Annotated in this window: 25 protein-coding genes and 3 pseudogenes; 16 read left to right on the top strand and 12 right to left on the bottom strand. The window is 69.0% G+C overall.

What is annotated here, in order from left to right; all coding sequences use genetic code 11:
• Positions 1-9 precede the first annotated feature (9 nt).
• From GOY17_RS04780 to GOY17_RS04770, 3 genes are read right to left on the bottom strand one after another with little or no spacing between them, the layout of a single operon-like run.
• Positions 10-279, bottom strand: coding sequence for an acylphosphatase (locus tag GOY17_RS04780; protein WP_157029532.1), 270 nt, complete (start codon positions 277-279; stop codon positions 10-12).
• The gene (locus GOY17_RS04775) at positions 276-884 is read right to left on the bottom strand and encodes a TlpA family protein disulfide reductase (RefSeq protein WP_157029531.1); all 609 of its coding nucleotides are present in this window, start codon (positions 882-884) and stop codon (positions 276-278) included. The genes GOY17_RS04780 and GOY17_RS04775 overlap by 4 nt, the downstream gene beginning before the upstream one ends.
• 1 nt (position 885) lies before the next feature.
• Entirely contained in the window at positions 886-2,151 is a 1,266-nt protein-coding gene (locus tag GOY17_RS04770) for a YihY family inner membrane protein (RefSeq protein ID WP_157029530.1), read from the bottom strand.
• Positions 2,152-2,335: 184 nt separating this feature from the next.
• On the opposite strand from GOY17_RS04770, the gene wrbA reads away from it, so the two are divergent.
• From wrbA to GOY17_RS04755, 3 genes are read left to right on the top strand one after another with little or no spacing between them, the layout of a single operon-like run.
• A complete protein-coding gene (gene wrbA, locus GOY17_RS04765) occupies positions 2,336-2,929 on the top strand; it encodes an NAD(P)H:quinone oxidoreductase (RefSeq protein WP_115843937.1) in 594 nt (197 codons plus the stop codon).
• Positions 2,926-3,258 carry a DUF2069 domain-containing protein gene (locus GOY17_RS04760; protein ID WP_157029529.1) on the top strand — a complete coding sequence of 111 codons (333 nt, stop codon included), beginning with the start codon at positions 2,926-2,928 and terminating at the stop codon, positions 3,256-3,258. Before wrbA ends, GOY17_RS04760 begins: the two co-directional genes overlap by 4 nt.
• A 41-nt stretch (positions 3,259-3,299) precedes the next feature.
• Positions 3,300-3,788 carry an asparaginase domain-containing protein gene (locus GOY17_RS04755; RefSeq protein ID WP_115843941.1) on the top strand — a complete coding sequence of 163 codons (489 nt, stop codon included), beginning with the start codon at positions 3,300-3,302 and terminating at the stop codon, positions 3,786-3,788.
• A 108-nt stretch (positions 3,789-3,896) separates the two neighbouring features.
• Here the strand turns inward: GOY17_RS04755 and GOY17_RS18905 are convergent, their stop codons facing one another.
• From GOY17_RS18905 to sufT, 5 genes and pseudogenes are all read right to left on the bottom strand, one after another.
• Complete coding sequence (locus GOY17_RS18905) at positions 3,897-4,088, bottom strand: proprotein convertase P-domain-containing protein (RefSeq protein WP_232338581.1); 192 nt, start codon at positions 4,086-4,088, stop codon at positions 3,897-3,899.
• Between the two features lie 171 nt (positions 4,089-4,259).
• A pseudogene (locus GOY17_RS04750) lies at positions 4,260-5,507 on the bottom strand (M12 family metallo-peptidase); the annotation flags it as partial.
• Between the two features lie 203 nt (positions 5,508-5,710).
• Positions 5,711-5,941: pseudogene (locus GOY17_RS18900) on the bottom strand (proprotein convertase P-domain-containing protein); the annotation flags it as partial.
• A 132-nt stretch (positions 5,942-6,073) separates the two neighbouring features.
• Positions 6,074-7,810 (bottom strand): annotated as a pseudogene (locus GOY17_RS04745) (S8 family peptidase); the annotation flags it as partial.
• Between the two features lie 507 nt (positions 7,811-8,317).
• Positions 8,318-8,875, bottom strand: a complete 558-nt coding sequence (sufT, locus tag GOY17_RS04740; protein WP_157029527.1) for a putative Fe-S cluster assembly protein SufT — start codon at positions 8,873-8,875, stop codon at positions 8,318-8,320.
• Positions 8,876-9,052: 177 nt separating this feature from the next.
• Between sufT and GOY17_RS04735 the strand changes: the two genes are divergently transcribed.
• Positions 9,053-9,472, top strand: a complete 420-nt coding sequence (locus GOY17_RS04735; RefSeq protein WP_157029526.1) for a hypothetical protein — start codon at positions 9,053-9,055, stop codon at positions 9,470-9,472.
• 124 nt (positions 9,473-9,596) lie between these two features.
• Here GOY17_RS04735 and pdxR read toward each other — a convergent pair whose 3' ends face one another.
• Positions 9,597-11,042: a MocR-like pyridoxine biosynthesis transcription factor PdxR gene (pdxR, locus tag GOY17_RS04730; protein ID WP_157029525.1), complete on the bottom strand. Its 1,446-nt coding sequence runs from the start codon at positions 11,040-11,042 to the stop codon at positions 9,597-9,599.
• A 122-nt stretch (positions 11,043-11,164) separates the two neighbouring features.
• On the opposite strand from pdxR, the gene GOY17_RS04725 reads away from it, so the two are divergent.
• The 4 genes from GOY17_RS04725 to GOY17_RS04710 all read left to right on the top strand — a co-directional run bounded on the left by GOY17_RS04725 (position 11,165) and on the right by GOY17_RS04710 (position 13,896).
• Positions 11,165-11,680 carry a hypothetical protein gene (locus tag GOY17_RS04725; protein ID WP_157029524.1) on the top strand — a complete coding sequence of 172 codons (516 nt, stop codon included), beginning with the start codon at positions 11,165-11,167 and terminating at the stop codon, positions 11,678-11,680.
• Between the two features lie 286 nt (positions 11,681-11,966).
• Positions 11,967-12,806 carry a helix-turn-helix transcriptional regulator gene (locus GOY17_RS04720; RefSeq protein WP_198173816.1) on the top strand — a complete coding sequence of 280 codons (840 nt, stop codon included), beginning with the start codon at positions 11,967-11,969 and terminating at the stop codon, positions 12,804-12,806.
• Positions 12,794-13,315: a hypothetical protein gene (locus tag GOY17_RS04715; protein WP_157029522.1), complete on the top strand. Its 522-nt coding sequence runs from the start codon at positions 12,794-12,796 to the stop codon at positions 13,313-13,315. Before GOY17_RS04720 ends, GOY17_RS04715 begins: the two co-directional genes overlap by 13 nt.
• Before the next feature lie 98 nt (positions 13,316-13,413).
• Positions 13,414-13,896, top strand: coding sequence for a hypothetical protein (locus tag GOY17_RS04710; RefSeq protein ID WP_157029521.1), 483 nt, complete (start codon positions 13,414-13,416; stop codon positions 13,894-13,896).
• A gap of 227 nt (positions 13,897-14,123) precedes the next feature.
• On the opposite strand, the gene GOY17_RS04705 is transcribed toward GOY17_RS04710, so the two are convergent.
• Positions 14,124-15,515, bottom strand: a complete 1,392-nt coding sequence (locus tag GOY17_RS04705; protein ID WP_157029520.1) for an NAD(P)(+) transhydrogenase (Re/Si-specific) subunit beta — start codon at positions 15,513-15,515, stop codon at positions 14,124-14,126.
• Positions 15,512-15,826: an NAD(P) transhydrogenase subunit alpha part 2 gene (locus GOY17_RS04700; protein ID WP_157029519.1), complete on the bottom strand. Its 315-nt coding sequence runs from the start codon at positions 15,824-15,826 to the stop codon at positions 15,512-15,514. Before GOY17_RS04700 ends, GOY17_RS04705 begins: the two co-directional genes overlap by 4 nt.
• A gap of 128 nt (positions 15,827-15,954) precedes the next feature.
• Between GOY17_RS04700 and GOY17_RS04695 the strand changes: the two genes are divergently transcribed.
• The 6 genes from GOY17_RS04695 to GOY17_RS18740 all read left to right on the top strand — a co-directional run bounded on the left by GOY17_RS04695 (position 15,955) and on the right by GOY17_RS18740 (position 19,728).
• Complete coding sequence (locus GOY17_RS04695) at positions 15,955-16,311, top strand: hypothetical protein (protein ID WP_157029518.1); 357 nt, start codon at positions 15,955-15,957, stop codon at positions 16,309-16,311.
• A gap of 126 nt (positions 16,312-16,437) precedes the next feature.
• Positions 16,438-16,953, top strand: coding sequence for an RNA polymerase sigma factor (locus GOY17_RS04690; RefSeq protein WP_232338579.1), 516 nt, complete (start codon positions 16,438-16,440; stop codon positions 16,951-16,953).
• 19 nt (positions 16,954-16,972) lie between these two features.
• A complete protein-coding gene (locus GOY17_RS04685) occupies positions 16,973-17,365 on the top strand; it encodes a hypothetical protein (RefSeq protein WP_157029516.1) in 393 nt (130 codons plus the stop codon).
• 1 nt (position 17,366) lies between these two features.
• Positions 17,367-17,828: a DUF3106 domain-containing protein gene (locus GOY17_RS04680; protein ID WP_157029515.1), complete on the top strand. Its 462-nt coding sequence runs from the start codon at positions 17,367-17,369 to the stop codon at positions 17,826-17,828.
• Positions 17,829-17,977: 149 nt separating this feature from the next.
• On the top strand, positions 17,978-19,114 hold the full coding sequence (locus tag GOY17_RS04675; RefSeq protein ID WP_157029514.1) for an NAD(P) transhydrogenase subunit alpha: 1,137 nt from the start codon (positions 17,978-17,980) through the stop codon (positions 19,112-19,114).
• Positions 19,069-19,728, top strand: a complete 660-nt coding sequence (locus GOY17_RS18740) for a hypothetical protein (RefSeq protein ID WP_198173815.1) — start codon at positions 19,069-19,071, stop codon at positions 19,726-19,728. Before GOY17_RS04675 ends, GOY17_RS18740 begins: the two co-directional genes overlap by 46 nt.
• 524 nt (positions 19,729-20,252) lie before the next feature.
• Here the strand turns inward: GOY17_RS18740 and GOY17_RS04665 are convergent.
• Positions 20,253-22,538 (bottom strand): DUF1631 family protein, encoded by a 2,286-nt coding sequence (locus GOY17_RS04665; protein WP_198173814.1) that lies wholly within the window; start codon positions 22,536-22,538, stop codon positions 20,253-20,255.
• A gap of 123 nt (positions 22,539-22,661) precedes the next feature.
• Between GOY17_RS04665 and GOY17_RS18895 the strand changes: the two genes are divergently transcribed.
• Together GOY17_RS18895 and GOY17_RS04655 are read left to right on the top strand one after the other, a co-directional pair.
• On the top strand, positions 22,662-23,264 hold the full coding sequence (locus tag GOY17_RS18895; protein WP_157029511.1) for a nitroreductase family protein: 603 nt from the start codon (positions 22,662-22,664) through the stop codon (positions 23,262-23,264).
• A complete protein-coding gene (locus tag GOY17_RS04655) occupies positions 23,249-24,208 on the top strand; it encodes a 5'-3' exonuclease (protein ID WP_232338529.1) in 960 nt (319 codons plus the stop codon). Before GOY17_RS18895 ends, GOY17_RS04655 begins: the two co-directional genes overlap by 16 nt.
• Positions 24,209-24,226: the final 18 nt, after the last annotated feature.

Raw genomic sequence — 24,226 nt, 5'->3', positions numbered from 1 at the left:
GAACCGGGCTCAGCCGGTCACGAAGCCCTCGCCGGCTTCGTCGTCGCGTGCCGGCATGCGCTCCAGATCGTCCACGCGCGCCATCGGCGGGCCTTCGCGCAACCAGGCGGCGAGTTCATCGATCGCCGCGTCATCGCCGGCGGCGAGCACTTCGACGCGGCCATCGGGCAGGTTCTTCGCGAAACCGCGCAGCCCCAGCGCCTGCGCGCGATCGCGCACGGACGCGCGGAAGAACACGCCCTGCACCTTGCCGCTCACCACGAAGCGCGCGGCGCTCATGACTGACCGGCCGCCTGCGGACCGCCTGCTTTCGCGATCGCCGCTTCGATGTCCTTCGCGGTGACCGGGCCGAGGAACTTGTCGGCGACGCGGCCATCGGGCGCGATCAGGTACGTCATCGGCAAACCGCGCGGCGTGGCGAAATCGACCGGCGGATTGAACGTGTCGACGACCGCGATCGGATACACGACCGGGTGCAGCTTGAGGAACACCTTCATGTCGTCGGCGCTGATGTCCTCGTACGCGAGGCCGAGCACCTCGACGTGTTCGCGCATCGCATCCAGCGCGGAGAGCTCGGGCATTTCCTTGAGGCACGGCTTGCACCACGTCGCCCAGAAGTTCACCACGACCCACTTGCCGCGGCGCGTTGCGAGGTCGTACTGCTTGCCGTCGACGGTGGCGATGACGAGCTTGGGCACCTCCACGCCGCCTTCGCTGAGCGGATGGTCGGCCGTCTGCGGCAGCGTCAGGGCGCCGGTGTCGGACGGGGTCTGCGGCGCGGCGAGGTCGGTGTCGGCGGGTTTGTCCTTCTGGCAGCCGGCCAGCAGCGCGGCCGCGACGACCGCAGCGGCAAGAAAGGAACGCGGGTTCGCGCGGCTGTGCATGTCAGACCTCGTCGGATTGGATGGAGGACGCGCGCCGCTTGAGCAGCTCGCGCAGGGGAAGGCGCAGTTCGTCGAGCGCGGCGATCGCGGAGCGTCCCAGTGCATCGTCGCGGCACGGCAGCACCGCCTCGGTCACCGGAATGCGCAGCTGGCAGGCTTCGTACAATTCGGCCAGCGAAAGTTCGTCCAGGTTGCGCGTGAGCAGCCACTCGCCGGTTTCGGCGCGGCGCACGACGTTGATGGTGTTGAGTTGCGCGAGCATCTGCTGCACCAGCGCATCGGTGAGCATCGGCTCCATTTCCTCGATTTCGTCGCTGTGCAGGCCGCGGCCCTGCTTGCGGCTGTCGTTGAAGCGCGCGAGCAGGCGCAGCAGGCCGTAGATCTCGAAACCCAGCGGCAGGCGCATGCCGACCGGCTGGTAGCGGAACTCCGACATCGACGAGGCCAGCGACGCGCCAAGCAGGATCGCGACCCAGCTGAGGTAGATCCACAGCAGGAAGATCGGCACGAACGCGAGCGTGCCGTAGATCTTCGAATACGAATTGAAGTTGCCCAGGTACAGGCCGATGCCCCACTTCACGATCTCGAACAGCACTGCCGCCAGCGCCGCGCCGGCGAACGCGTGGCGCCAGTGGATCGTGCGATGCGGCACGACGCGGTAGATCGCCGCGAACGCCAGCCACTCCAGCGTCATCGGCGACAGGCGCAGCATCAGCGTCTGCAGCGTGCGGCCGGCGTCGGTCTCGAACATCGACATCGCGAAGAACTTCGCCGACAGCGCCAGGCTCGCCGCAGCCATCAACGCGCCCAGCGTCAGCACCGTCCAGTAGACGAGGAAGCGGCCGATGCGCGGCCGCGCCGACTCCACGCGCCAGATGCGGTTGAACGCCGACTCCACGCCGTTGAGCGTGATCAGCAGCGATACCACGAGCGCGATCACGCCGGCGGCCGTGAGCTGGCCGGCGTTGGCTGAGAACTGCTTGAGGTACGCCTCGACCGACCGCGCCGCACTGGGCACGAAGTTCGAGAAGATGTAATCGCTCAGCCGGTCGCTCCACTCGCCGAACACCGGGAACGCCGACAGCACGCCGAAGACCACCATCGACAGCGGCACCAGCGCGAACACTGTCGTGTAGGCCAGCGCGCCCGCGGCCTGGAACAGGTTGTCCTCGAGGAAGCGGCGCGCGAGGAAACGGAAGAACGTGCCCACGCGGGCGCGGTCGCGCGCGCGTTCGCTCCAGCGATACAGGGAATCCAGTGGCTCCATTCGGCGGAGGGTAACCGATGGGACTGCGCTGCGGAGTCAGCGTCCAGCCCCTCTCCCATTGGAAAGGGGTTGGGGTGAGGGGCGACGAAGAGACGGCATCGACCTCCCCATGCGCTCGCAACGCTCTGGTTTCCACACCGCTCCCCGCTCCCACTATCCTTCCCGTCTCGATGAGGAGGACGCGATGCCCGAGATCCTGGTGCTCTATTACAGCCGCGGCGGTTCGGTGGCGCGGTTGGCGCGGCAGATCGCGCGCGGCATCGGCGAGGTCGACGGCATGTCCGCGCGCATCCGCACCGTGCCGCCGGTATCGGCGGTGACCCAGTCGGCCGCGCCGCCGGTGCCCGAAGACGGCGCGCCCTACGTCGAGCCGCGCGACCTGGTCGAATGCGCCGGCCTGGCACTGGGCAGCCCGACGCGCTTCGGCAACATGGCCGCGCCGGTGAAGTACTGGCTCGATGGCCTGGTCGGCGAATGGACCAGCGGCACGCTGGTCGGCAAGCCGGCGGCCGTGTTCACCTCCACCGCGACGATGCATGGCGGCCAGGAATCCACGCTGCTGACGATGATGGTTCCACTGCTGCACCACGGCTGCGTGCTGATGGGCATTCCCTACACCGAGCCGGCGCTGAGCACCACGCGCAGCGGCGGCACGCCGTACGGCGCATCGCACGTGGCCGGCAATTCCGACGACCCGCAACCGACCGACGAGGAAGCGCAGCTCGCACGCGCGCTCGGTCGCCGGCTGGCGACGCTGGTCGCGAAGGTGTCGTCGTGAACGCCCGCCACGTTCTGGTGATCGGGCTGCTCGCGCTGGCGGCGCTGTTCATCGCCTGGTTCGCACCGCATCCCTCGCCCGTCGCCGAGCTGCTGGTCTTCGCCTTCCCGCCGCTGGCGCTGGCGATGGGCGTGCTGCGCCGGATGCGCACCGCGCCGTTCTGGGCCGGCGTGCTGGGGCTGGCGTGGTTCAGCCATGGCGTGATGGTCGCCTGGTCGCGCCCGGCCGAACGCGGCTTCGCGCTGGCCGAAGTCCTGCTGGCGCTGGTGGTCATCTTCGCCGCGAGCCTGCCCGGGCTGCGGGCGCGGTTCGCGAAGAAGAAGGCGTAGCGCCTGTACAATTGCGCGCAATCCACAGCGCGCGCACTTCGATGGACCAGCTCTGCATCGTCACCACCGGCGGCACGATCGACAAGATCTACTTCGACGACAAGTCGGACTACCAGATCGGCGAGCCGCAGATCGGCGGCATCCTGCGCGAGCTCGGCGTGGCGTTCCGCTTCAACGTGATCCCGATCCTGCGCAAGGATTCGCTGCACATCACCGCCGAGGATCGCGAGCTCATCCGCGCGACGATCGCCGCCCAGCCGGCCAAGCACGTGCTGCTGACGCACGGCACCGACACGATGGTCGAAACCGCGAAAGTGCTGTCGAGCCTCACCGACAAGACCATCGTGCTGACCGGCGCATTGAGCCCCGCGCGCTTCCGCGGTTCGGATGCCGAGTTCAACGTCGGCTGCGCCGTCGGCGCGGTGCAATCGCTGCCGCCGGGCGTGTACATCGCCATGAACGGCCGCATCTGGGACCCGACCAAGGTCCGCAAGAACGTCGAAGCGAACCGCTTCGAACCGAACGCCTGATCGTCCGATCGCCCGAAAAGAAAAGCCCCGGCGGTTGCCGGGGCTGAAGGCCGCGCGGAGATCGCGGCCGGGAGGATGGCGTGTGCAGGCGCGCTTTGAGCGTCTTCCTCAGAACGTGATCGACCAGCTGTTGATGTAGCCGGTGTCGCCGGCCGCGTTGTCGTTCACGCGCAGCTTCCACGTACCGTTGAGCGCCTCGCTCGACAGGTTCTTCGAATACGTGCCGGTGAGGTTGTCGGCGCTTCCGCCGGTGCGGTTGTGGATGTTGTAGAGCGTGCCGTCCGGCGCGACGAGGTCCACCTTCAGGTCGCCCCGGTACGTGTGGACGATGTTGACGTTGATCGACGAGGTCGCCGACGCGTTGCCGGTGCGGCCGGACACGGTGATCGGGCTGTCGACGGTGGCGTTGTCGCTGATCGTGTAGTCGGCGGCGTTGCTGTAGGTCTGCGTGCCGCCCCCGGTGCTGCCGCCACGGAACGCGGCGATGGTCGCCTTGGTGTTCACCAGCACGCGCTGATTGTGGCTGGTAGCCGCCGTGCCCATCGCGACGCCGCCGTAGGTGACGTCGGGATTCGACCAGTAGTTCAGGCGCGGGCAGCCGCCGGTGCAGTCGTAGGCCATGATCGTGCGCCAGGCGTTGTTCGGCGCGCGATAGCCGTGGCCGTACGCGTACGGCGACGTGCTCGGATCGGTTGCCGGATCGTGGCGCGCCGACTGCAGGTGGCCGACTTCATGCGCGAAGGAGTAATAGCCCGTCGCGCAATCCCAGTATGCGGTGGCGAACGCCGTCGTGGCGGTCGAACCGATGCCTGACGCGAGGCCGCACGCGGAACCATCGTTGCCGATCAGCACGGCAACGTCGGCACCCGTGCTGTCGCGCAATGCGTGGATGTTGTCCATGTAGCCATCCGACGTGCCGCGGAAACGCGACAGGTCGGTGCTCATGCCCACTTCGCTGTAGGTCACGGCGGTGTAGCCGGCCAGTTCCATGTTGATGCCGACGTTGGAGTTCACGTAGCCCTGGTTCGATTCGGCCACGGCCAGCTGCGCCAGCGCCTGCATGTCGCCGCCATAGGCCGACACCGCGGCGTTCGTCGCGACGACGAGCACGCGGATCGTCGCGGTGGCGCCGGGATCGATGGCGAGCGCGCCGACCATGCCCGACGGCGCGGCCATGTTGATCTGCGGCAGGTCGCGGAACGCGGCCGGGTGATCCGGCGGCATCGCGCGTTCGTTGACTTCGATCACCGCGTGGTTGCCGTCGGGCAGCGGGCGGATGCGGTACAGCTGGCCGTTCACGCGCACGTTGCCGGTGACGCCCTGCCCGTGGCGGACGAGGATCACCGAGTTGTTCTCGTCATGGCGCACTTCGCGCGCGGTCATGTTGCGGGCCTTGCTGGTCTCGCGCACGTGGCCGATCCAGGTGAGGCTGCCGTCGGGATTGGCCGTGGCTTTCTCGAGCACGGCGGTCACGTTCTTCAGGCCGAGATCCAGGCCGATTTCGCTGTTCTGCGCGGCGACGGCATTCGGATCGGCACGCAGCGCGCGCAGTGACGTGGACGCTGGTCGGGCTGCGAGCGCGCCGGCAGCGCGCGCCGATTCGGCCTGCACCTGCGCGGGGCCGAGGAACAGCGGTTGGGCGGCGAAGGCCGCGCCGGATACGAGGAAGGCGCCGGCGGCGATCACCAGCCGTGCGCGAAGCGAAGCGTTGCGGTTCATGGATGCGTTCTCCTGCTGGGATGGGATGTCCTTTCCCGCGGCGCTTCCAGGGCTTCGCTCGAGTGCGGGCGTCGACGCTACGCCGACCCTCACCTCAACCCCTCTCCCGGAGGGAGAGGGGCTCTAGCAAACCAAAGCGCTGCGGCAGAGAGACCGCTCCCGGAGTTCCGGGAGCGGGTGTCGCACAGGCATCTATCGGTCGATCAGAACGTCACCGACCAGCTGTTGATGTAGCCGGTGTCGCCGGCCGCGTTGTCGTTCACGCGCAGCTTCCACGTGCCGTTGAGCGGCTCGGTGGACAGGTTGAACGTCACCGTCTTGTTGACGTTGTCCGCGCTGCCGCCGCTGCGGTTGTGCACGTTGTAGAGGCTGCCGTCCGGCGCGACGAGGTCCACCTTCAGGTCGCCCTGGTAGGTGTGCACGATGGCGACGGTGACCGACGCGTTGGTCGGCGCGTTGCCGGTGCGGCCGGAGACCGTGATCGGGCTGTCGACCGTGGCGTTGTCGCTGATCGTGTAGTCCGTGGCGTTGCTGTAGGTCTGCGTGCCGCCGCCACCGCCGGCGGTGTAGCTGCCGGTGAGGCTCAGGCCGGAGAACGTCGAGTAGCCGCGCACCAGCACGTGGTACGTGCCGGCCTGGGCGGTGGCGATGTTGCAGGTCTCGGCGTTGGTGCTGCCTTCGGACTTGCAGTCGTAGCTGGTCGTGGTCGGCGCGCTGCCGAACTTCACGAACAGGTCCGCATCGCCGCTGCCGCCGGAGGTGACGAACTTCAGCCCGGTGGCGCCGGCCGGCACGGCCAGCGTGTAGCGCAGTTCGGTGCCGGCGCTGCCCGACAGCCCGGTCACCGGCGTGCCGTTGGTGAGCGTGCCGGCCGGCGGCGGCGTGGTGCCGTTGGCGGCATCGACCACGGCCTTCGCGTTGAGGATGCCCGGACCGATCGACTGCGACGGCGTGGACGGGAACGGGGTGACGTTCGCCTTGATGATCGACTCCACCTGCGCCGGCGTCTTCGGCGTCGTCGCCGCGGCCTGCAGCAGCGCGACCACGCCCGCGACATGCGGCGTCGCCATCGAGGTGCCGTTGTAGGACGCGTAGGTTTCCGCGCCCGGCGTCGTCGAACCGCTGTTGAGCGTGGACAGGATGTTCGAGCCGGGCGCCGCGATGTCGATCAGCGAGCCGTAGTTGGAGAAGCTAGAACGCGCACCGGTGCTGGTGATCGACGCCACCGCGATGACGTTGTTGCAGTTCGCCGGCGAGGCGTTCGAAACGTTGGTGTTGTCGTTGCCGGCGGCGATCACCAGCGTGGTGCCGCGCGAGACGGCGCCGTTGATCGCGGTCTGCGTGGTGGTGCCGCAGGCGCCGCTGCCGCCGAGGCTGAGGTTGATGACCTCGGCCGGGTTCGCGTTCGCCGGCACGCCGCTGACGGTGCCGCCGGAGGCCCAGATGATCGCGTCGGCGATGTCGGAGTCGTAACCGCCGCAGGTGCCCAGCACGCGCACCGGCACGATCTTCGCGCCGTATGCCACGCCGGCCACGCCCTTGGCGTTGTTGGTCACCGCGGCGATCGTGCCGGCCACGTGCGTGCCGTGCCAGCTCGACGGTTGCGCGGCGTGCGAGCCGCCGCACTGGTTCGCGCTGACCCAGTCGCCCGGATCGCTCGGGTCGCTGTCGCGGCCGTTGCCGTCGTTGGAGACGGTGGTGTCGATGATGAAGTCGTAGCCCGGCAGCACGTTCGCCGACAGGTCGCTGTGGCTGGTGATGCCGGTATCGAGCACGGCGACGACCGAGCCCGCGCCATTGGTCACGTCCCAGGCCTGGTTGGCCTTGATGCCGTAGGTGCCCGAATAGCCCCACTGCTCGGAATAGCGCGTGTCGTTGGGCGTGAGGTACGGCTTGTTGAGCTTGTCGACCTCGACGTACTCGACGTTGGGGTCCGCGGCGATCTGGCGCATCAGGCTTTCGGCCTCGACGCGGTCCAGCTTGCGGTCGGCGCGCACGACGTCGGCGCCGGTGGCGATGCGTCGGACGTGGCGCACGCCCAGCGCCTTGCCGGCACCGGCGGTGCGGGCGGCGGAGCTGAGGGCGCTCTGCAGCGTGGAGACGTTGGCGCGTTCGGCGCTGCCGTCCTTGTACTTCACGATGAAGCGGTCGCTCCCGGCCTGGGCATCCAGCCCGGACAGGTTGACGCGGGCCTGCTGCGCAAGCGCCGGCGCCGCCAGCGCGGACGACAGGGCGATGGCGGTGGCGATCGAAAGCGCGTGCGCGCGGAGACCACGGTTACGACGACGGTCATTCGAAGACATCTGGTGGAACCCCCGAAGTTGGACTGCGTGATGGAAGGCCCGCCTACCGGCGCGCGAACGCGCCGTGCGGCCGGCCTTGTGTACGGGCGCCGCATCGAGGCGGTCGACCGTTCTTCCAGCTGACACCCCCGGTGCCGCAGAGACTGCGACAGCCCGGCATCACGCAATCCGGGGTCTCGGCGGTTTCCCGCCCCCTGTTCCGCGACCCTGCCTGCGCAGTTGCCGGGACTTCACCCTTCTCCGGCCCGGTACCGGATGGGGTCCGCCCCCGGCCGGAACCGGAGGGCGTTTCAACACAACGCGACATGTACCCGACGCCCCACCGTTCATCGAAGCAACTGTTAACGCAAAGTCGCCAACTGCGGACGGCGTCACTGTTCAGCGGTCGGGATGTGAAGAGTGCGCCCGGTGGACATCACAAACGCGAACGCCCCGCGGTGCGGGGCGCTCTGCGTTGCAGCATGACGGCGGCGTGAAGGCAGGCCGTCGAACGGGTCGGTAATCGGACTAGAACATGCCGGTTTCGAGCCGCGCCGCCTCGGACATCATCGTCCGGTTCCACGGCGGGTCGAACACCAGGTCAACGTCGGCTTCGGCGACGGTCGGGATCATCTCCAGCTTGTCGCGCACGTCGGCGACGAGGATGTCGCCCATGCCGCAGGCCGGCGCGGTCAGCGTCATGCGCACTTCGACGCGGCGCTGGCCGGTGTTTTCCGGATGCGGAAGGATGCGCGCCTCGTACACCAGGCCCAGGTCCACGACGTTGATCGGGATTTCCGGATCGAAGCAGGTGCGCAGCTGGCGCCACACCATCTGCTCGACGGCCTCGTCGTCGGCGCCCTCGGGCAGTTCGAGCGGTTCGGGCGGTTCCTTGCCGATGGCGTCGGCGTCGCGCCCGGCCACGCGGAACAGGTTGCCTTCGACGAAGACGGTGTAGCTGCCGCCCAGGCCCTGCGTGATGTAACCGACGCTGCCGGCCGGCAGGGTCACCTGCTCGCCCTGGGGCACCATGACAACGGCGCAATCGCGCTCGAATCGGACGGGTTCGCTGCTGCGGGAATACATGCCGGGAAGATTGGGGTGCGCGGTGGCGGCACAAGAGCGCGCATTCTACCGGCAGCACCCGCGCCACGACCGCCCGCCAGCGCGACGCAGCGTGCCGGATGCGGTTTCCGGCGGTTCCTGCCGTGCGCTGCGGGCTTGCCGGCTATGCTGTGCGGCCTCCCGCCGCCAGAGCGTTCGATGACCGCAGTTGCCCCGCCCGTCCGCCGCGCCACCTGGTTCTCGTGGCTGCTGTTGCTGCTGGGCGCTTTCGGTTTCGCGGCGGTCTGGGTCCTCGCGAGCCTCTACACGGGCCGCCAGCTCGGCTGGATGGCGGTGCTCGGCGCGCTCGACATCGCCTGGATGCTGCGCCTGGGCGGCTGGCAGCGCGGGTGGGGACGCATGCTCGCCGGCGTTGGCGCGACGGCCGCCATCGTGATCGCCTCGAACTGGTTCATCACCGCCACGCAGCTGGGCGGGATGCTCGGACTGGATCCGTGGGATTCCGCGATGCGCCTGGGCTGGCACCACGCGTGGATCCTGGTGACGCTGGCGAACCACGCGATGGACGCGGTCTGGATCGCGGTGGGGCTGCTCGTCGCGGCGTGGTTGTCGCGCTGAGGCTTTCCATTCTCGCGACCAGAGGATCAGCCCTTCTCCCGCGTGCGGGAGAAGGTGCCCGGTAGGGCGGATGAGGGCAGCTTCCGGCCCTCACCCCAACCCCTCTCCCGCAAGCGGGACAGGGCTAGTTCACGGCGTCGAACTCGTCCAGGCATGTCTCGAACACGGCCACGGCCTGCTCGATCTCCGCCACCGACAGCCCGCAGTAGCCCAACAAGAGGCCGGCGCGGTCCGGCGGCGCGAGGTAGTACGGCGCGATCGGGTACAGCCCCAGGCCCAGGCTGCGCGCGCGGGCGATGAAGGCTTCGCCGTCGGCCGCGCTGCGGTCGGTCAGCCACACGACCAGATGCATGCCCGCATGCGAATCGTTGATCGTCAGCCGCCCTCGGCTGCAGCGATGCAGGCCGTCGAGCAGCGCGTCGCGCCGCTCCTTCAGCGTCTTCCACGCGCGGCGCAGGTGGCGTTCGAAACCGCCGTCGACGATGAACCGCGCCAGTGCCGCCTGCTCGATGCCGCAGGAGCCGAAATCATCCTGCCACTTGGCGTTGACGTAATCGCCGCGCAGACCCGCCGGCACCACGAGGTACCCCAGCCGCAGCGACGGGAACATCGCCTTGGAGAACGTGCCGACGTAGATGACGCGGTCGGCATCGTCCAGCGATCGCAGCGCGGCCAGCGGGCGCGCGTCGTAGCGGAACTCGCCGTCGTAGTCGTCCTCGAGGATCCAGCTGCCGTTCCGTCGCGCGTAGTCGAGCAACTGCAGCCGGCGCGGCAGCGAGAGCACGGCGCCCGTGGGGAACTGGTGCGACGGTGTCACGCAGATGAGCTTGGGCGGCGTGGACGGCAGCTCGTCGACCTTCAGGCCGTGTTCGTCGACGTCGAGCGTGCTCACCTTCGCGCCGTGGATCTGCAGCGCCTCGCGCATCGCCGAGTAGTGCGGCTCCTCCAGCAACACCTCGTCGTTCTGGTCGAGCAGCACGCGCGCGGTCAGCGCGACGGCCTGCTGCGTGCCGGCGACGATCACCACGTCCTGCGGTTCGGCCTGGATGCCGCGCCGCCGCGCAAGGTAGTCGCACACGGCCTCGCGCAGCGCGGGCACGCCCTGGGAGGCGGGATAGTTCGTCGAGGTGTACGCGGCCGCATGCGCGAGTTCGCGCGCCCACGCGCTCGTGAGCGCGGGGTTGGTCAGCGGCACGCCGTACTGGAAGGCGTAGCGCACGCCGGGAATCGCGCGGCCGGGTATGCGCAGGTGATCGTGCACGATGCGCGCGCGTCGGGCGAACTGCGACTGCGCCGGCAGCGGCGAGTCCACCGCATGCAGCGGGCGGGCATCCTGCAGCGGCGGCGTCACGTAGCTGCCGGAACCGACGCGGCCGTCGACGAAGCCTTCCGCGCGGAGCTGTTCGTACGCGGCGAGCACGGTGTTGCGCGACAGGCCGAGTTCGCGCGCGAGCTGGCGCGTCGCCGGCAACCGCGCGCCCTCGCTGACGCGCCCGGCGAAGACGGCGCTCTTCAGCGCCCGCGTCAGTTGTGCGTGGAGCGGGCCGCGGCCGTCGAGCTGCAGGTGCATGGCGGACTCTCCGGATGAATGTGGCGTCGGGCGAATGGCCCCATTCAACCCCCCTGAATTGGCCCTTGCCAGTGCCAATTGCGCGCGGCTTCATAGGGCCATTCGCCCGCCGGAGTGCGTCGATGAAAGCCAGTGCCCGCCCGTTCGCCCTATCCCGCGTTCGCGCGGCCTCCTCGCGCCCCGCCCTGTGGGCCTGGATCGCCCTGGGCGGCCTGGCCGTCGGCAGCGCGGACATGCTGTTCGCGATGGCCTGGTGGGCGCAGTCCGACACCCCGCCGGCGCGCATCCTGCAGTCGGTCTGGGCATGGATCGTCGGCCGCGAGGCGGCTTTCGGCGGCGGAGCCGCGACCGCCTTCGCCGGTGCGGCGCTCTACTTCGTGCTGATGTCGGCGATCGTCGCGATCTACCACGCCGCCGCGCGCGAGCACCGCGTGCTGGGCGAACGCCCGATCCTGCTCGGCGCCCTGTATGGCGCGGCGTGGTTCGTGCTGCTGCACCTGATCGTCGTGCCGCTGTTCTCGGCGGCACCGCCCAAGCGCTTCATCCCCGATTGGTACCTCGCCTGCCTGCTGGCGCACATGGTGCTGATCGGCATTCCCGCCGCGTGGATGTCGCGCCGCTGGTACGGGATGCGCTGAGGCTTCGCAACGCGATGCGTTTGTAGCCCCGGATAAGCGAAGCGCATCCGGATTCGCCTGCTGCTTTCGGATAGCTCTTCCCGGGTGCGGCCTTCGGCCTTACCCGGGCGACAAGAGCGCGTGACACGAGTCGATCTACGCATTCGCCGGCCGCCGGGCCGGCGGCTTCGTTTCGCGTCGGCCGCGCGAATGGCTCCTTCGCCCCGCGGTGGATTGGTTCTCCAAACGCACCGCACGCGCGACTAGCGTGGAGCCAATGGCGCGATGCGCCGACCGGAATGACGACATGACGCTGCATCGCTACGTCCCGCCGTTCTCGCTTCCGCCGCATGGCGATGCGCTCGCCGCCGATAGCTGGCATGTCATCGCTGGACGCGGTGCGGCCACGCTGCAACTTCCGGCGCATTGGCCGTCGCTGTGGCTTCCGATGCGCGGTCGACTTTCGATGCAGGCGCAGGACGCGCACTGGACGCTCTTCGGCGGCGAAGGCCAGCTGTGGCGCGCGGGCGCGCTGAATGTGCAGGCCTCGCACGAATCGCGCTGGCTCGCGCTCGTCGCCGCGCCGACCGTGTGGAACGTCGCGTTCGCCAATTCCGCCGACGACGAAGAGCCGCTGCCGTGGCGCGGCGATCCGGGCGACGGCGTGCACGAGGCAATGGAAGCCCTCGCGCACGACGACGATGCGCTCGCGTTGCTGATCCCCGCGCTGATCGACCGCCAGCGCGACGTCGCCGCATGCCTGCCGCGCTGTCGCGGACGCACGCTCGCGCATCGCCGCCAGGCGCTGCTGCGCTTGCTCAATCTTCGCCACCTCATGCAATGCCATGTCGAAGCCGACGATGACGCGAGCATCGACGTGCCGTGGCTCGCCTCGCGCGCGCATTACTCGCCAGGACACCTGATCCGGCTGCATCGCGCCGTGTTCGGCGAAACGCCGAGCGACTACTTCACGCGGCTTCGCCAGGCACGCGCGTGGGAGCTGGTGCGCGAAACCGACATGCCGGTGGCGACGATCACGCACCGGCTCGGCTTCGAAAGCCAGAGCGCGTTCTGCCGCGCGTTCAAGCACGCCTTCGGCATGACCGCGACGCAGGCGCGCCGGGAGGCCGACGCATGCGCGGCATGACGGCACGCGCGCTCGTGTGGGGCGTGCTGGGCGGGCTGCTCGCCGGGACGCTCGACATCCTCTACGCCACCAGCTTCTGGGCACTGCGCGACGTGCCGGCGCAGCACATTTTCCAGAGCATCGCCGCGGGCGCGCTGGGGCGTGCGGCCTTCACCGGCGGCTGGCCGACGGCGACGCTCGGACTGTCGCTGCATTACCTGATCGCCGCCGCGATGGGCGTGGCGTACGCGTTCGCCGCGCGCGACGTCCCACCGCTGCGCGATCGCCCGTGGCGTTACGGCTCGCTCTACGGCCTGGCGCTGTACGCCTTCATGAATTTCGTCGTCGTGCCGCTGTCGGCATCGCCGCGCGGCGGTGCGCTGCCGATGTCGTGGACGGTGTGCAGCGTGATCGCGCACGTCGTGCTCGTCGGCTGGCCGTGCGCGTGGTTCGCGCGCCGCGGCTGGGACGGCCGCTGGCGATCGTCGCGAACATCGCCTTCGCCGGTACTCGCCGACCCGGCGATCTGACGCACCCATATCGCGCTCCACCTTCGCTCGCGCGCCCGCAGGGAGCACGCGCGGCGCCGCACTGCGCGCTGCGGCCCGCACACGCATGGAGTTTCGACATGAACGTTGTGAAGCCTGCCCTGCTCGTCCTGGCCGTTTCGCTTGTGATGGCCACCACACCGGTTCTCGCCGGCGGCGATGGATGCAAGAAGATCCACGCCGACCTCGACGAGATCCAATCCTCGCAAGGCTGCAATCCCGGTCTGACCAGCTGCTTCCTCGGCGAGGTCGACGGCAACCACGGCCTGCGCGGCACCACGCATTTCGCCGCCGACAGCGCGGTGTCGACGAGCCCGTCGACCTCGCCGAACTTCCTCATCTACAGCGGCCCGTTCGAGTACCGCACCGGCCGCGGCAACATCACGGTTCGCGAAACCGGCGTGACCACCCGCGGCAGCGAGGGCGTGGTGACGGCCTACCAGCAGATCGTGTCGGGCACCGGCGACTTCGCCGGCGCGACGGGCCATTTCTTCGTCAGCGGGCACAAGACCGGCGGGACGGTGGAGACGTTCGTCAACGGGGAGATCTGCGGGGCGGGGTGACGCGTTGCGCTGCGGGTGCCGATACGTACATGGCGAGCGGGAGCGTTTGCTCCTGCTCGTCATTCCCGCGAAGGCGGGAATCCAGGGACGTTACATGTTTTCCCCACGGCATTCGGCCTCCGGCGCGCGCGTTCGTGCTTTCGACGCTCACCGGTGAAGCGTGAAAAGTCCATGGATTCCCGCCTTCGCGGGAATGACGAGCGAAGAATCGCCGCCCGTCATGCACCTCAGTGCCCGCCCCCATCCAGCGCCTTCAACTCGCTCACCAGCGCGCTGGCCATTTCCGCGCCATCGCCGTAGAGCATGCGCGTGTTGTCTTGGTAGAACAGGGCGTTCTCGATGCCCGCGAAGCCCGTGCCCTTGCCGCGCTTGATCACGATGGTGTTCTTCGAATTGGCGACGTCCAGGATCGGCATGCCGTAGATCGGCGAGGCCGGATCGGTCTTGGCCACCGGGTTCACCACGTCGTTCGCGCCGATCACCAGCGACACGTCGGTATTGGGGAACTCGGGGTTGATGTCGTCCATGTCGGCGATGAGGTCGTACGGCACGCCGGCTTCGGCGAGCAGCACGTTCATGTGGCCCGGCATGCGGCCGGCGACGGGATGGATGGCGAACTTCACTTTCACCCCGCGCTCCATCAGCTTCTGCGTCAGTTCCCAGATCTTGTGCTGCGCCTGCGCCACGGCCATGCCGTAGCCGGGCACGATCACCACGCGCTCGGCGTAGGCCATCATCGCGGCGACGTCGCCGGCTTCGATGGGCTTCTGCGAGCCGCTGATTTCCTGTGCCTGCCCGCCACCGCCGAAGCTGCCGAACAGCACGTTGCGGATCGGGCGGTTCATCGCCTTGGCCATCAGCTGCGTGAGCAGCGTACCGGCCGCGCCGACCATGGTGCCGGCGATGATCAGCGCCTCGTTGCCCAGCACGTAGCCTTCGAACGCCACCGCGAGGCCGGTGAGCGCGTTGTAGAGCGAGATCACCACCGGCATGTCGGCGCCGCCGATGGGCAATGTCATCAGCACGCCCAGCGCGAGCGCGAGGACGAAGAAACCGATGATCGCCGGCACACTCAGCGACTGCACGACGATGCCGCCGAGCACGAGCATCGCGACGAACACCGCGAGGTTGAACAGCTGCTGCCCCGGGAACACCACGCGCTTGTCGAGCCGGCCATCGAGCTTCGCCCACGCGATGATCGAACCCGACAGCGAGATCGCGCCGATCGCCGCACCGATCACCGCGAGCACCAGCGCGGTCCTCGACGGCGCCTGACCGAGCGCGGAAAACCGCAGCAGCTCGACCGCGCCGATCGCCGCCGCCGAGCCGCCGCCCATGCCGTTGTAGAGCGCGACCATCTGCGGCATGTCGGTGATGGCGACCTTCTTGCCGGAGATCCACGCGGCCGCCGTGCCGATCACCAGCGCGGTCACGATCAGCGGCAGGTTGTGCAGCCCCGGGAGCAGGAAGGTGGCGACGGTGGCGATCACCATGCCCAGCCCCGCCCACCGGATGCCGCTGCGCGCGGTCACCGGCGAGGCCATTCGCTGCAGGCCCAGCAGGAACAGCGTGGCGGCGACGAAGTAGCTGGCGGACGCGACCCAGGCGAGCGCGCTCATGCCTTGTCCCCGGATGTGCCGCCGGCCGGCTTCCGGCTGGTCTTGAACATGTCGAGCATCCGCTCGGTGACGACGTAACCACCCGCGGCGTTGCCGGCGCCCAGCAGCACCGCGACGAAGCCGATGACCTTCTCCAGCGTGGTGTCGGCGTGCCCGAGCACCACCATCGCGCCGATCAGCACGATGCCGTGGATGAAGTTGGAACCCGACATCAGCGGCGTGTGCAGGATGACCGGCACGCGCGAGATGATCACGTGGCCGGCGATGGCCGCCAGCATGAAGATGTACAAAGCCACGAACCCGTCGCCCATCGATCATCCCCATCGAGTTGTCTTCCGCATCATAACCGCGGATGAATGCGGCGCCAGTCGTGTCAACCGGGCCGGATCCGGGGCGTTCTCCCTCCGCAAGGCCCGACCGGGCCCACCGGAGGAAACCCATGAACCACGCATTGCGCAGTCGTGTGCTGATGGCGGTATTGGGCGTGTTCGCGCTGGGCGCTGTGTCGGCGGCCAGCGCCAGGGATTTCGGCGATCGCGTCGATCGCCGGTTCGACCGGCATGGCGATCGCATCGAGGCGCGTCTGGACCGAAAGGGCGACCGCATCGACCATCGCCTCGATCTGCGCGCCGATCGCCAGGCCGCACTCGGGCACGGGAACAACGCCGTGCGCCTGGACCGCAAAGGCGACCGGATCGATCAACGCCTGGACCGCCGCGGCGACCTGGCCGACGCGCGATGGGATCGCCGCGGCGATCGCGTCGAGCGCCGCTGGGACCGTTGGCGCGGCCATTGACGCCGACCCCGTATGCTCCGACGCGTGAATCGCGAGATCGAAGACGACCTGCCGCCGCTGTCGGCGGCCGACGCGCACGCCCGTGGCGCCGCCGAAGCCGTTTCGTCCGAAGACGAAGCGGCCCCGGTGCGGCTGCCCGCGTCGCTGGAGGAATTCCTCGCCGGCATCGGCACGCGGGCGTTCCGCTTCGCCGAACTCGGCCTGCGCAATCGCGACGACGCGCTCGATGCGGTGCAGGACGCGATGATGAAGATGCTCGCCTACCGCGAGCGGCCGGCAGCGGAATGGACGCCGCTGTTCTGGAGCATCCTGCGCAGCCGCATCATCGACGTGCAGCGTCGCCGCACGTTCCGCCTGCGCTGGTTGATGCCGGCGCCGGAGCGCGAGGAAAGCGCGATCGACTGGGCCGACGACGCGCCCGATCCCTCGCGTGCGCATGAGGGCCGCGAGGCCTACGGCAAGCTCGCCGATGCGTTGGCGACCTTGCCGGCCCGGCAGCGCGAGGCGTTCACGCTGCGCGTGCTGGAAGAACTCGACGTCGCCACGACCGCGCGGGCGATGGGTTGCAGCGAAGGCGCGGTGAAGACCCATCTGTCGCGTGCGCGCGAAGCGCTGCAGCGGCAACTGGAGGATTGGCGATGACATCCCGCGAGACGACACGATGAACACTTCCGACGACCGCTTCGACCACGCCATGCGCGACCTGCACGCGCAGGCGGTCTCGCAGGTGTCTTCCGCGACGCGCGCACGCCTGCGCGTGGCGCGCCACGCGGCCGCGCGCCCGACGGGCGAACGCGAACCGCGACGCGGCTTCACCTGGGTGCTGGGCAGCGGCCTGGCGGCGGTGTTCGCCGTCGCGATCGGCCTGCAGTTGCGTCCGGCGCAGGCGCCCGCGCCCACGGCATCGGCGCCGCCGCTGGTGGCGACGACCGGCACGCCGGCCAATGCCACGTCCTTCGACGCCGACACGGCCATCGCCGCGCTCGACGAGAACCCCGATCTCTACCTCTGGCTGGCGTCGAACGACGACGCCGTGCCTTCCCTGGAGCCGTGACATGCGCAACGCCCTGACTTCCCTCGCCTTCGCACTGCTGGTCGCCAGCGCGCCGGTGCTCGCGGCCGATCCGCCGGCCACTTCCGCCAAGCCGCTGCCGGCGTGGGAACAGCTGACGCCGGCGCAGCGCGAGACGTTGATGGCGCCGATCCGCGACCGCTGGAACACGCAGCCCGACGAACGCGCGCGCATGCTCGAACGCGCCCAGCGCTGGCAACAGATGACGCCCGAGCAGCGCAAGCGCGCGCGCCACGGCATGCAGCGCTGGGAAAGCATGAGCCCCGAGCAGCGTGAGCAGACGCGTGCGCTGTTCGCGAAGATGCGCACGCTCGACGACGCGCAGCGTCGGGACCTCAAGGCGAAGTGGCGCGCGATGTCGCCCGAGGAACGCAAGGCGTGGGTGCAGGCCAACCCCGCCCCGGCCGACATGCCGCCCGGCCCGCCGCCGCGCGATCGCGATTGATCCGGCTGCACTCCCTTCCGAACCGATGTCATCCCGGCGAAAGCCGGGACCCAGGCCCGCACCGCCCACGATCCATCTGACAGCTCGGCCTTCCCCGCCCCGCCGGGCCTTCCGCTACGATGCGGAAACAACCGGGACGGGGAGCAGCGATGGCGGGCATCACCATTGGCGTGGCAAGCGAAACCGCAAGCGGCGAGCGCCGCGTCGCACTGACGCCCGAAACCTGCAAGAAACTTGTCGCCCGCTGCGCGAAGGTGCGCGTGCAGCGCGGCGCAGGCCGGCAGGCCGCCTTCACCGATGATGCGTACGCCGATGCGGGCGCAGAACTCGTCGACGATGCCGATACCGCACTGCGTGATGCCGACCTGGTGCTGTGCGTGCAGCCGCCGTCATCGGCGACGATGATGGGCCTGCGCGATGGCGCCGCACTCGTCGGGCTGCTCGCGCCGCAAGCCGATGCCGCGCGCGGCGAAGCGATCAACGCACGCCACCTGCTCGCCTTTCCGCTCGAACGCCTCCCGCGCACGACGCGCGCGCAGGCGATGGACGTGCTCAGTTCGCAGGCCGGCATGGCCGGTTACAAGGCGGTGCTGATCGCCGCGCAGCTCGCGCCGCGTTTCTTCCCGATGCTCACCACCGCCGCCGGCACGATCCGGCCGTCGAAGGTGCTGATCGTCGGCGCGGGCGTCGCCGGCTTGCAGGCGATCGCCACCGCCAAGCGCCTCGGCGCGCAGGTCGAAGGTTTCGACGTGCGCCCGGAAACGCGCGAGCAGATCGAATCGCTGGGTGGCCGCTTCCTGGATCTGGGCGTGAGCGCGGCGGGCGAAGGCGGCTACGCGCGCGCGCTCACCGACGAGGAACGCGCCGAACAGCAGCGTCGCCTGGCCGAACACCTCAAGAACGTGGACGTCATCGTCTGCACCGCCGCGGTCCCGGGCCGCCCGGCGCCGAAGATCATCACCGCCGCAATGGTCGCCGGCATGCGTCCGGGCAGCGTGATCGTCGACCTCGCCGCCGAAACCGGCGGCAACTGCGAACTCACCCGTCCCGGCGAAACCGTCGACAGCGGCGGCGTCACCGTCGCAGGCCCGCTCAACCTCGCCAGCATGGGCGCCGTGCACGCCAGCGAAATGTATGCACGCAACGTCCTCAATTTCGTGAGCCTGTTCGTCACCGAAGAGGCGTCGCGCGAAGGACGGCTTGCCTTCGATTGGGACGACGAATTGCTGGCCAGAACGGTATGGCCGGAGCGGGTCGTAGCACCGTTGGCGGCTGCGGCTACGTAAGAGCGCTGCGTCGAACCGTCGCGTTCGGCGCCGAATCAAAACATCACCGATCTGGCGGCGCCGCCTCGACCGAGGTGCGTCGCTGTTTTTGCTGCTTCGCCGACTCCTGTTTAGCTATCTCGCTATCTCTCGCTATCTCTCGCTATCTCGCTGCCGTTGCTGCTGTTGCTGTTGCTGCTGCTGTTGCTGTTGCTGCTGCTGTTGCTGTTGCTGCTGCTGTTGCTGCTGTTGCTGTTGCTGTTGCTGTTGTTGCTGTTGTTGCTGTGTTGCTGTTGCTGCTGTTGCTGCTGTTGCTGTTGTTGCTGTTGTTGCTGTTGTTGCTGTTGCTGTCGAACACCCTGTTCGTTGCTAGCCCCGGAGGGCGCCGCACAGGATGTGCGGCGGTGAGCGCTGAGCCATGGATGGCGAATCGCGAACGCACCCTTGCTCTTTCCGGTCGTAGGACTGGGTTGGACTTGTACGCACTTTCTTTGGGTTACTTTTCTTTGTGCGAGCAAAGAAAAGTGACCCGAACGCCGCAGGCGATCGGAAGCTTGGCGGGTGATTCTTCTTTTCTCTTCGAACGTTACCGGGAAGCGTGGAAAGTCCCTGGATTCCCGCCTTCGCGGGAATGACGAGCAAGAGCAAGAGCAACAGCAACAGCAACAGCAACAGCAACAGCAACAGCGACAGCAACAGCGACAGCGACAGCGACAGCGACAGCAAAATAAGGATCGATTCCAGCTGTCGCTGGAATGACGGTGAGGTGGTTCGCCGTCATCGGAGTGCCCATTCGTTACGGGCCTGGATCCCGGCCTTCGCCGGGATGACGGTGGTGTGGTTTGCCGTCGATGGAGTGCCCGAACGTTACGGGCCTGGGTCCCGGCTTTCGCCGGGATGACGGTGAAGTGGTTCACCGCTGTCGGAGTGCCCCGATGTTACGGGCCTGGATCCCGGCTTTCGCCGGGATGACGGTGATGTGGCTCACCGCTGCCGGAGTGCCCGACTGTTACGGCCTGCGTCCCGGCCTTCGCCGGGATGACGGTAATGCGATTCACCGCGATGGAGTGCCCATTCGTTACGGGCCTGGGCCCCGGCGTCGCCGGGATGACGATGAAGACGATCGGCCGAGCAAACCGCTCGCCGGAAGCCGGCGAACTCAGCGCGTCGCCGACGCCCGGTCCAGATGGCGCTTCACCTGTCGCATCGCCTCGTCGAAGGCCGTGCGTTCCGCGCCGATCGTCAGGCGGCCGGCGCCGGCCAGTGCGGCCAGTTCCTCGGCCGAGGCGACCAGCACGCGCAGGCCGCGGCGGTTCACCAGCAGGTAGCGCGAGGTGAGCGGGCTCAGCCAGGCCACCTTCACCGCCGTGCTCTCGCCTTCGACGTTGGTCAGGCGCAACCAGTCGCCCACTTCCAGCGTGCTCATGCGCTCGGCCAGCAACGGGTCGTGGCGCACGCCGTCGGCATCGCCGACCAGCCACAGGCGACGCTCGGCTTCGCCCGCGTCGTCCTCGGGCATGGACTCCGGCGATACCGGCACGTGGCGGCGCGGCGTATCTGGCGTCGCCAGTGCGCGCACCAGGCCGGCCATGCCGTGCTGGGCGGCGCTGTCGTCGAGACCGGAGCTGGCGAGGCAATCGATGATCGCCGGCTGCAGCGCGAGCAACTGGTCGGCCAGTTCGCGGCCGCGGCCCTCGCCGGCGAGGCGGTCGGCCATCACCAGCGCGTCGCCGAGCGCGATCGCCTCGGCGTGGCGGCGCTGGTCGGTGTTCTCGCGCAACAACGTCTGCACGACGTGGTGGCGCCAGGGCATGGCGAGGAAATCCGCCACCGCCTGCGTCAGCGTCGACTCGCCCAGGCGTTCTTCCAGCGCCGACTCGGCCTGCGCGCGCGCGGCGCCCAGGCGCTCACGGCCGTAGGTGGCCTTGGCGGCGCGCTGTTCCTGCAGCTCGAAGCGGCGGCGCTGCTGCGCCAGCACGGCATCGAGTTCGGCGTGCGCCAGTTCGAACACCGCGAGGTCTTCGTTGTAGTCGGCCACGATGCGCTGCGAAATCTCGGTGGCACGGTCGAGCAGCTCGCGATCCTGCGGCGTCTCGCCGTCGTTGCCTTCGCAGGCCTCGGTGATCGCGTCGAGCAGCCGGCGCGCCGGGTGTTCGCGCTTCACGAACACAGCGTTGTCGGTCAGCGCGACCTTGACGTACGGCAGCACCAGGCGCGCATAGAGGCGGCGCGCGCGGTCCTGCAGCGCGTTGTGGCGGAACAGCGAGTCGAAGAGCATCGCGACCAGGTCGATCGCGTCTTCCTCTTCCGGACTGAAGCAGGCCTGGTCGGGGTTGAGACCGAGGCGGCGCGCGCCGTCCTGCAGATGGTCGCGGATGGTTTCGCCCAGGCGGCCGGTCACGGCCAGCGCGCGTGCGAACGCGTCCGGCGGCTCGGCCTGCAGGAGCGATGCGACGTTGAGGATCTCGTCCACGCGCATCTCGCGACGCTGCATGACGGGACGCTCGGGCGCGTGACCGCCGCCGGTGGCGACGTCGCCGCGCGAGATCGAATCGCGCCACGCGTGCAGCTGGCTGCGCAACTGCGCCAGTTCCTGCGCCATGGCGGCGATGTCCTGCTGCGACATCGGCGGGCCGGACGAGCGGCCGGTCGGCTCGCCGACCATGCCCGCGCCGGGGCCGGGGCCGGCGCCGTAACCGCCACCGCCTGCGCCGAAACCGTCCTGCGCACCGTAACCGCCGTAGCCACCGGCGGGCGCGCCGCCATCGCCACCGCGACGCGCCTCTTCCGGCGCACGCGGCGCGACCGGCGCGCCGTAACCCGAGCTGGCCAGCAGGGCGTTGACGCGCGCGTACAGATCGCCGAGCAGGCGGATCAGCTCGGTTTCGTAATGACGGAACAGGCGACCGCGCAGCATGTCGGGCACCTGCGCATCGAGCAGCGTCTGCGAGAACGCGGTGACCAGGCGCTCCGGCCCGATCGGGTTCAGCCCGGCCGGCACGCGCAGGGATTCGGAGAGCGCCTGCAGGCGGCTCTGCAACGTATCCAGCGGGCGGGCGAAGCGGGCGACCAGCGATTCGTTGAGGCGGCCGCTGGCCAGTTCGTATTCCAGCTGCTGTTCGTCGAGCAGCCGCAGCGTGACGTCGCCGCCGCTGCGGATGCGCAGGGCGCGGAAATCGTCGAAGGCCTGCGCGATCTGCTGGCGGTACTTCATGACGTGCGATGCCTGGTGCTGGCGCAGCACCCACAACGCCGCCTGTTCCTCGTAATGATTGGACTTGCCGTCGCCCTTGAGCGAGGCGACCTTCAGGGCGTCTTCCACCGGGCCATACAGCGTGCCCGGCAGGCCGCCGAGGACCTCCAGGGACAAACGCTTGATCTCCTCGAGCACGCGCAAGGGATCGGTACGCGTGGCTTGAGCGACGCCGTGCGGGTAGCCGGACACTTCGATGTCCCCTGTTACATGAAGCGGAACGTGGGCCGAATCTGCCGCTTGCCGGCAGTTCCCCGGCGCATAGTGGCAAGATACGACACCGTCTTGCAGGCCCACATTAGATAATTGTGACTGATGTCGCTAAACACTTCTGACCCTCGGCAAATCGACCTGGCCCTGGCCGGGCTGGATGCCCGCCGGTCGGTCCCGCCGAAGCAGCTCGGCGAGCCCGCCCCTGATCCCGACACCCTCCTGCGCATGCTCCAGTCGGCCGTCCGCGTGCCCGACCACGGCAAGCGGGTGCCCTTCCGGTTCCTGAGCTTCCGGGGCGAGGCCCGGCACGCGTTCGGCGAGCGCTTGGCCGCCCGCAGCCGCGAGCGCGACCCGGGGGCCAGCGAGGCGGTGTTCGAGAAGGACCGGAGCCGATTCTCGCATGCGCCGCTGGTCGTGGCCGTGATCGGTCAGTTCGGTCCGGACGAAAAGATTCCTGAATCCGAGCGGTTCTCGACCGCCTCATGCGTCTGCTTCGCCCTCCTCCAGGCTGCCCATGCGCTGGGCTTCGGCGGGATCTGGCTGACCGGCTGGCTCGCCTACGACGAGCAAGTCGATCGCTGGCTGGGCCTGGGCGAACACGAGCGCGTGGTCGGCTACATCCACCTCGGCACGCCGAAGCTCGACGCGCCCGAGCGGGAGCGCCCCGATCCGCGCGAGCTGCTGACCGAATGGACGCCGTCGTGAGCGCGCCTGTCGCTCCGTCCGCCACGCCGGCCAGCGGGACGCTGTACCTCGTCGATGCGAGCATGTACGTGTTCCGCGCCTGGCACTCCATGCCCAACGAGTTCCACGACACCGACGGCTGGCCGACCAACGCCGTGCACGGCTTCGCGCGCTTCCTGCTGGAACTGCTCGACCGCGCGCGCCCGCAGCACATCGCCATCGCGTTCGACGAGGCGCTGGATTCGTGCTTCCGCAACTCGATCTATCCGGCCTACAAGGCCAACCGCGAATCGGCGCCGGAAGAGCTGCGACGCCAGTTCGTCCACTGCCGCACGCTGTGCGCGGCGCTGGGCCTGGCGGTGCTCGCACACGGCGAGTACGAGGCCGACGACCTGATCGGCAGCGCCGTCGCGGCCTCGCGTGCGCACGGGTTCCGATCGGTCATCGTCTCGGCCGACAAGGACCTTTCGCAGCTGCTGGGCGACCACGACGAGCAGTGGGATTTCGCGAAGGGGCAGCGCTGGGGCGCGGCCGGCGTGCCCGAGCGCCATGGCGTGCTCGCGCACCAGATCGCCGATTACCTGGCGCTGACCGGCGACGCGGTCGACAACATCCCCGGCGTGCCCGGCATCGGGTCGAAGACCGCGGCCGCGCTGCTGGGGCATTTCGGCTCGCTCGATGCCCTGCTCGAGCGCGTGGAGGAAGTGCCGTTCCTGCGTCTGCGCGGCGCGGCGTCCACCGCGGCGAAGCTGCGGCTGCATCGCGAACAGGCACTGTTGTGCCGTCAGCTGACGACGATCGCACTGGATGCGCCGCTGGGCGAAACCTCGCTGCACTTCACGCGTGGCAATGCGGACGCGGCGATCCTGGGTTCGTTGTGCGATTCGCTGCGCTTCGGCCCGATGACGCGTCGCCGCCTCTACCAGTCCGCCGGCCTCGACTTCGCCCCGTCACAGGCGTCGTAATAGGATCGGACGCAATCG

The sequence above is a fragment of the Lysobacter soli genome, from assembly GCF_009755585.1.
In the GTDB taxonomy this organism is placed as follows: domain Bacteria; phylum Pseudomonadota; class Gammaproteobacteria; order Xanthomonadales; family Xanthomonadaceae; genus Lysobacter_J; species Lysobacter_J soli.
Note: the sequence above shows the minus strand (reverse complement) of the source record. Positions and strands in the feature narration are given on the sequence as shown.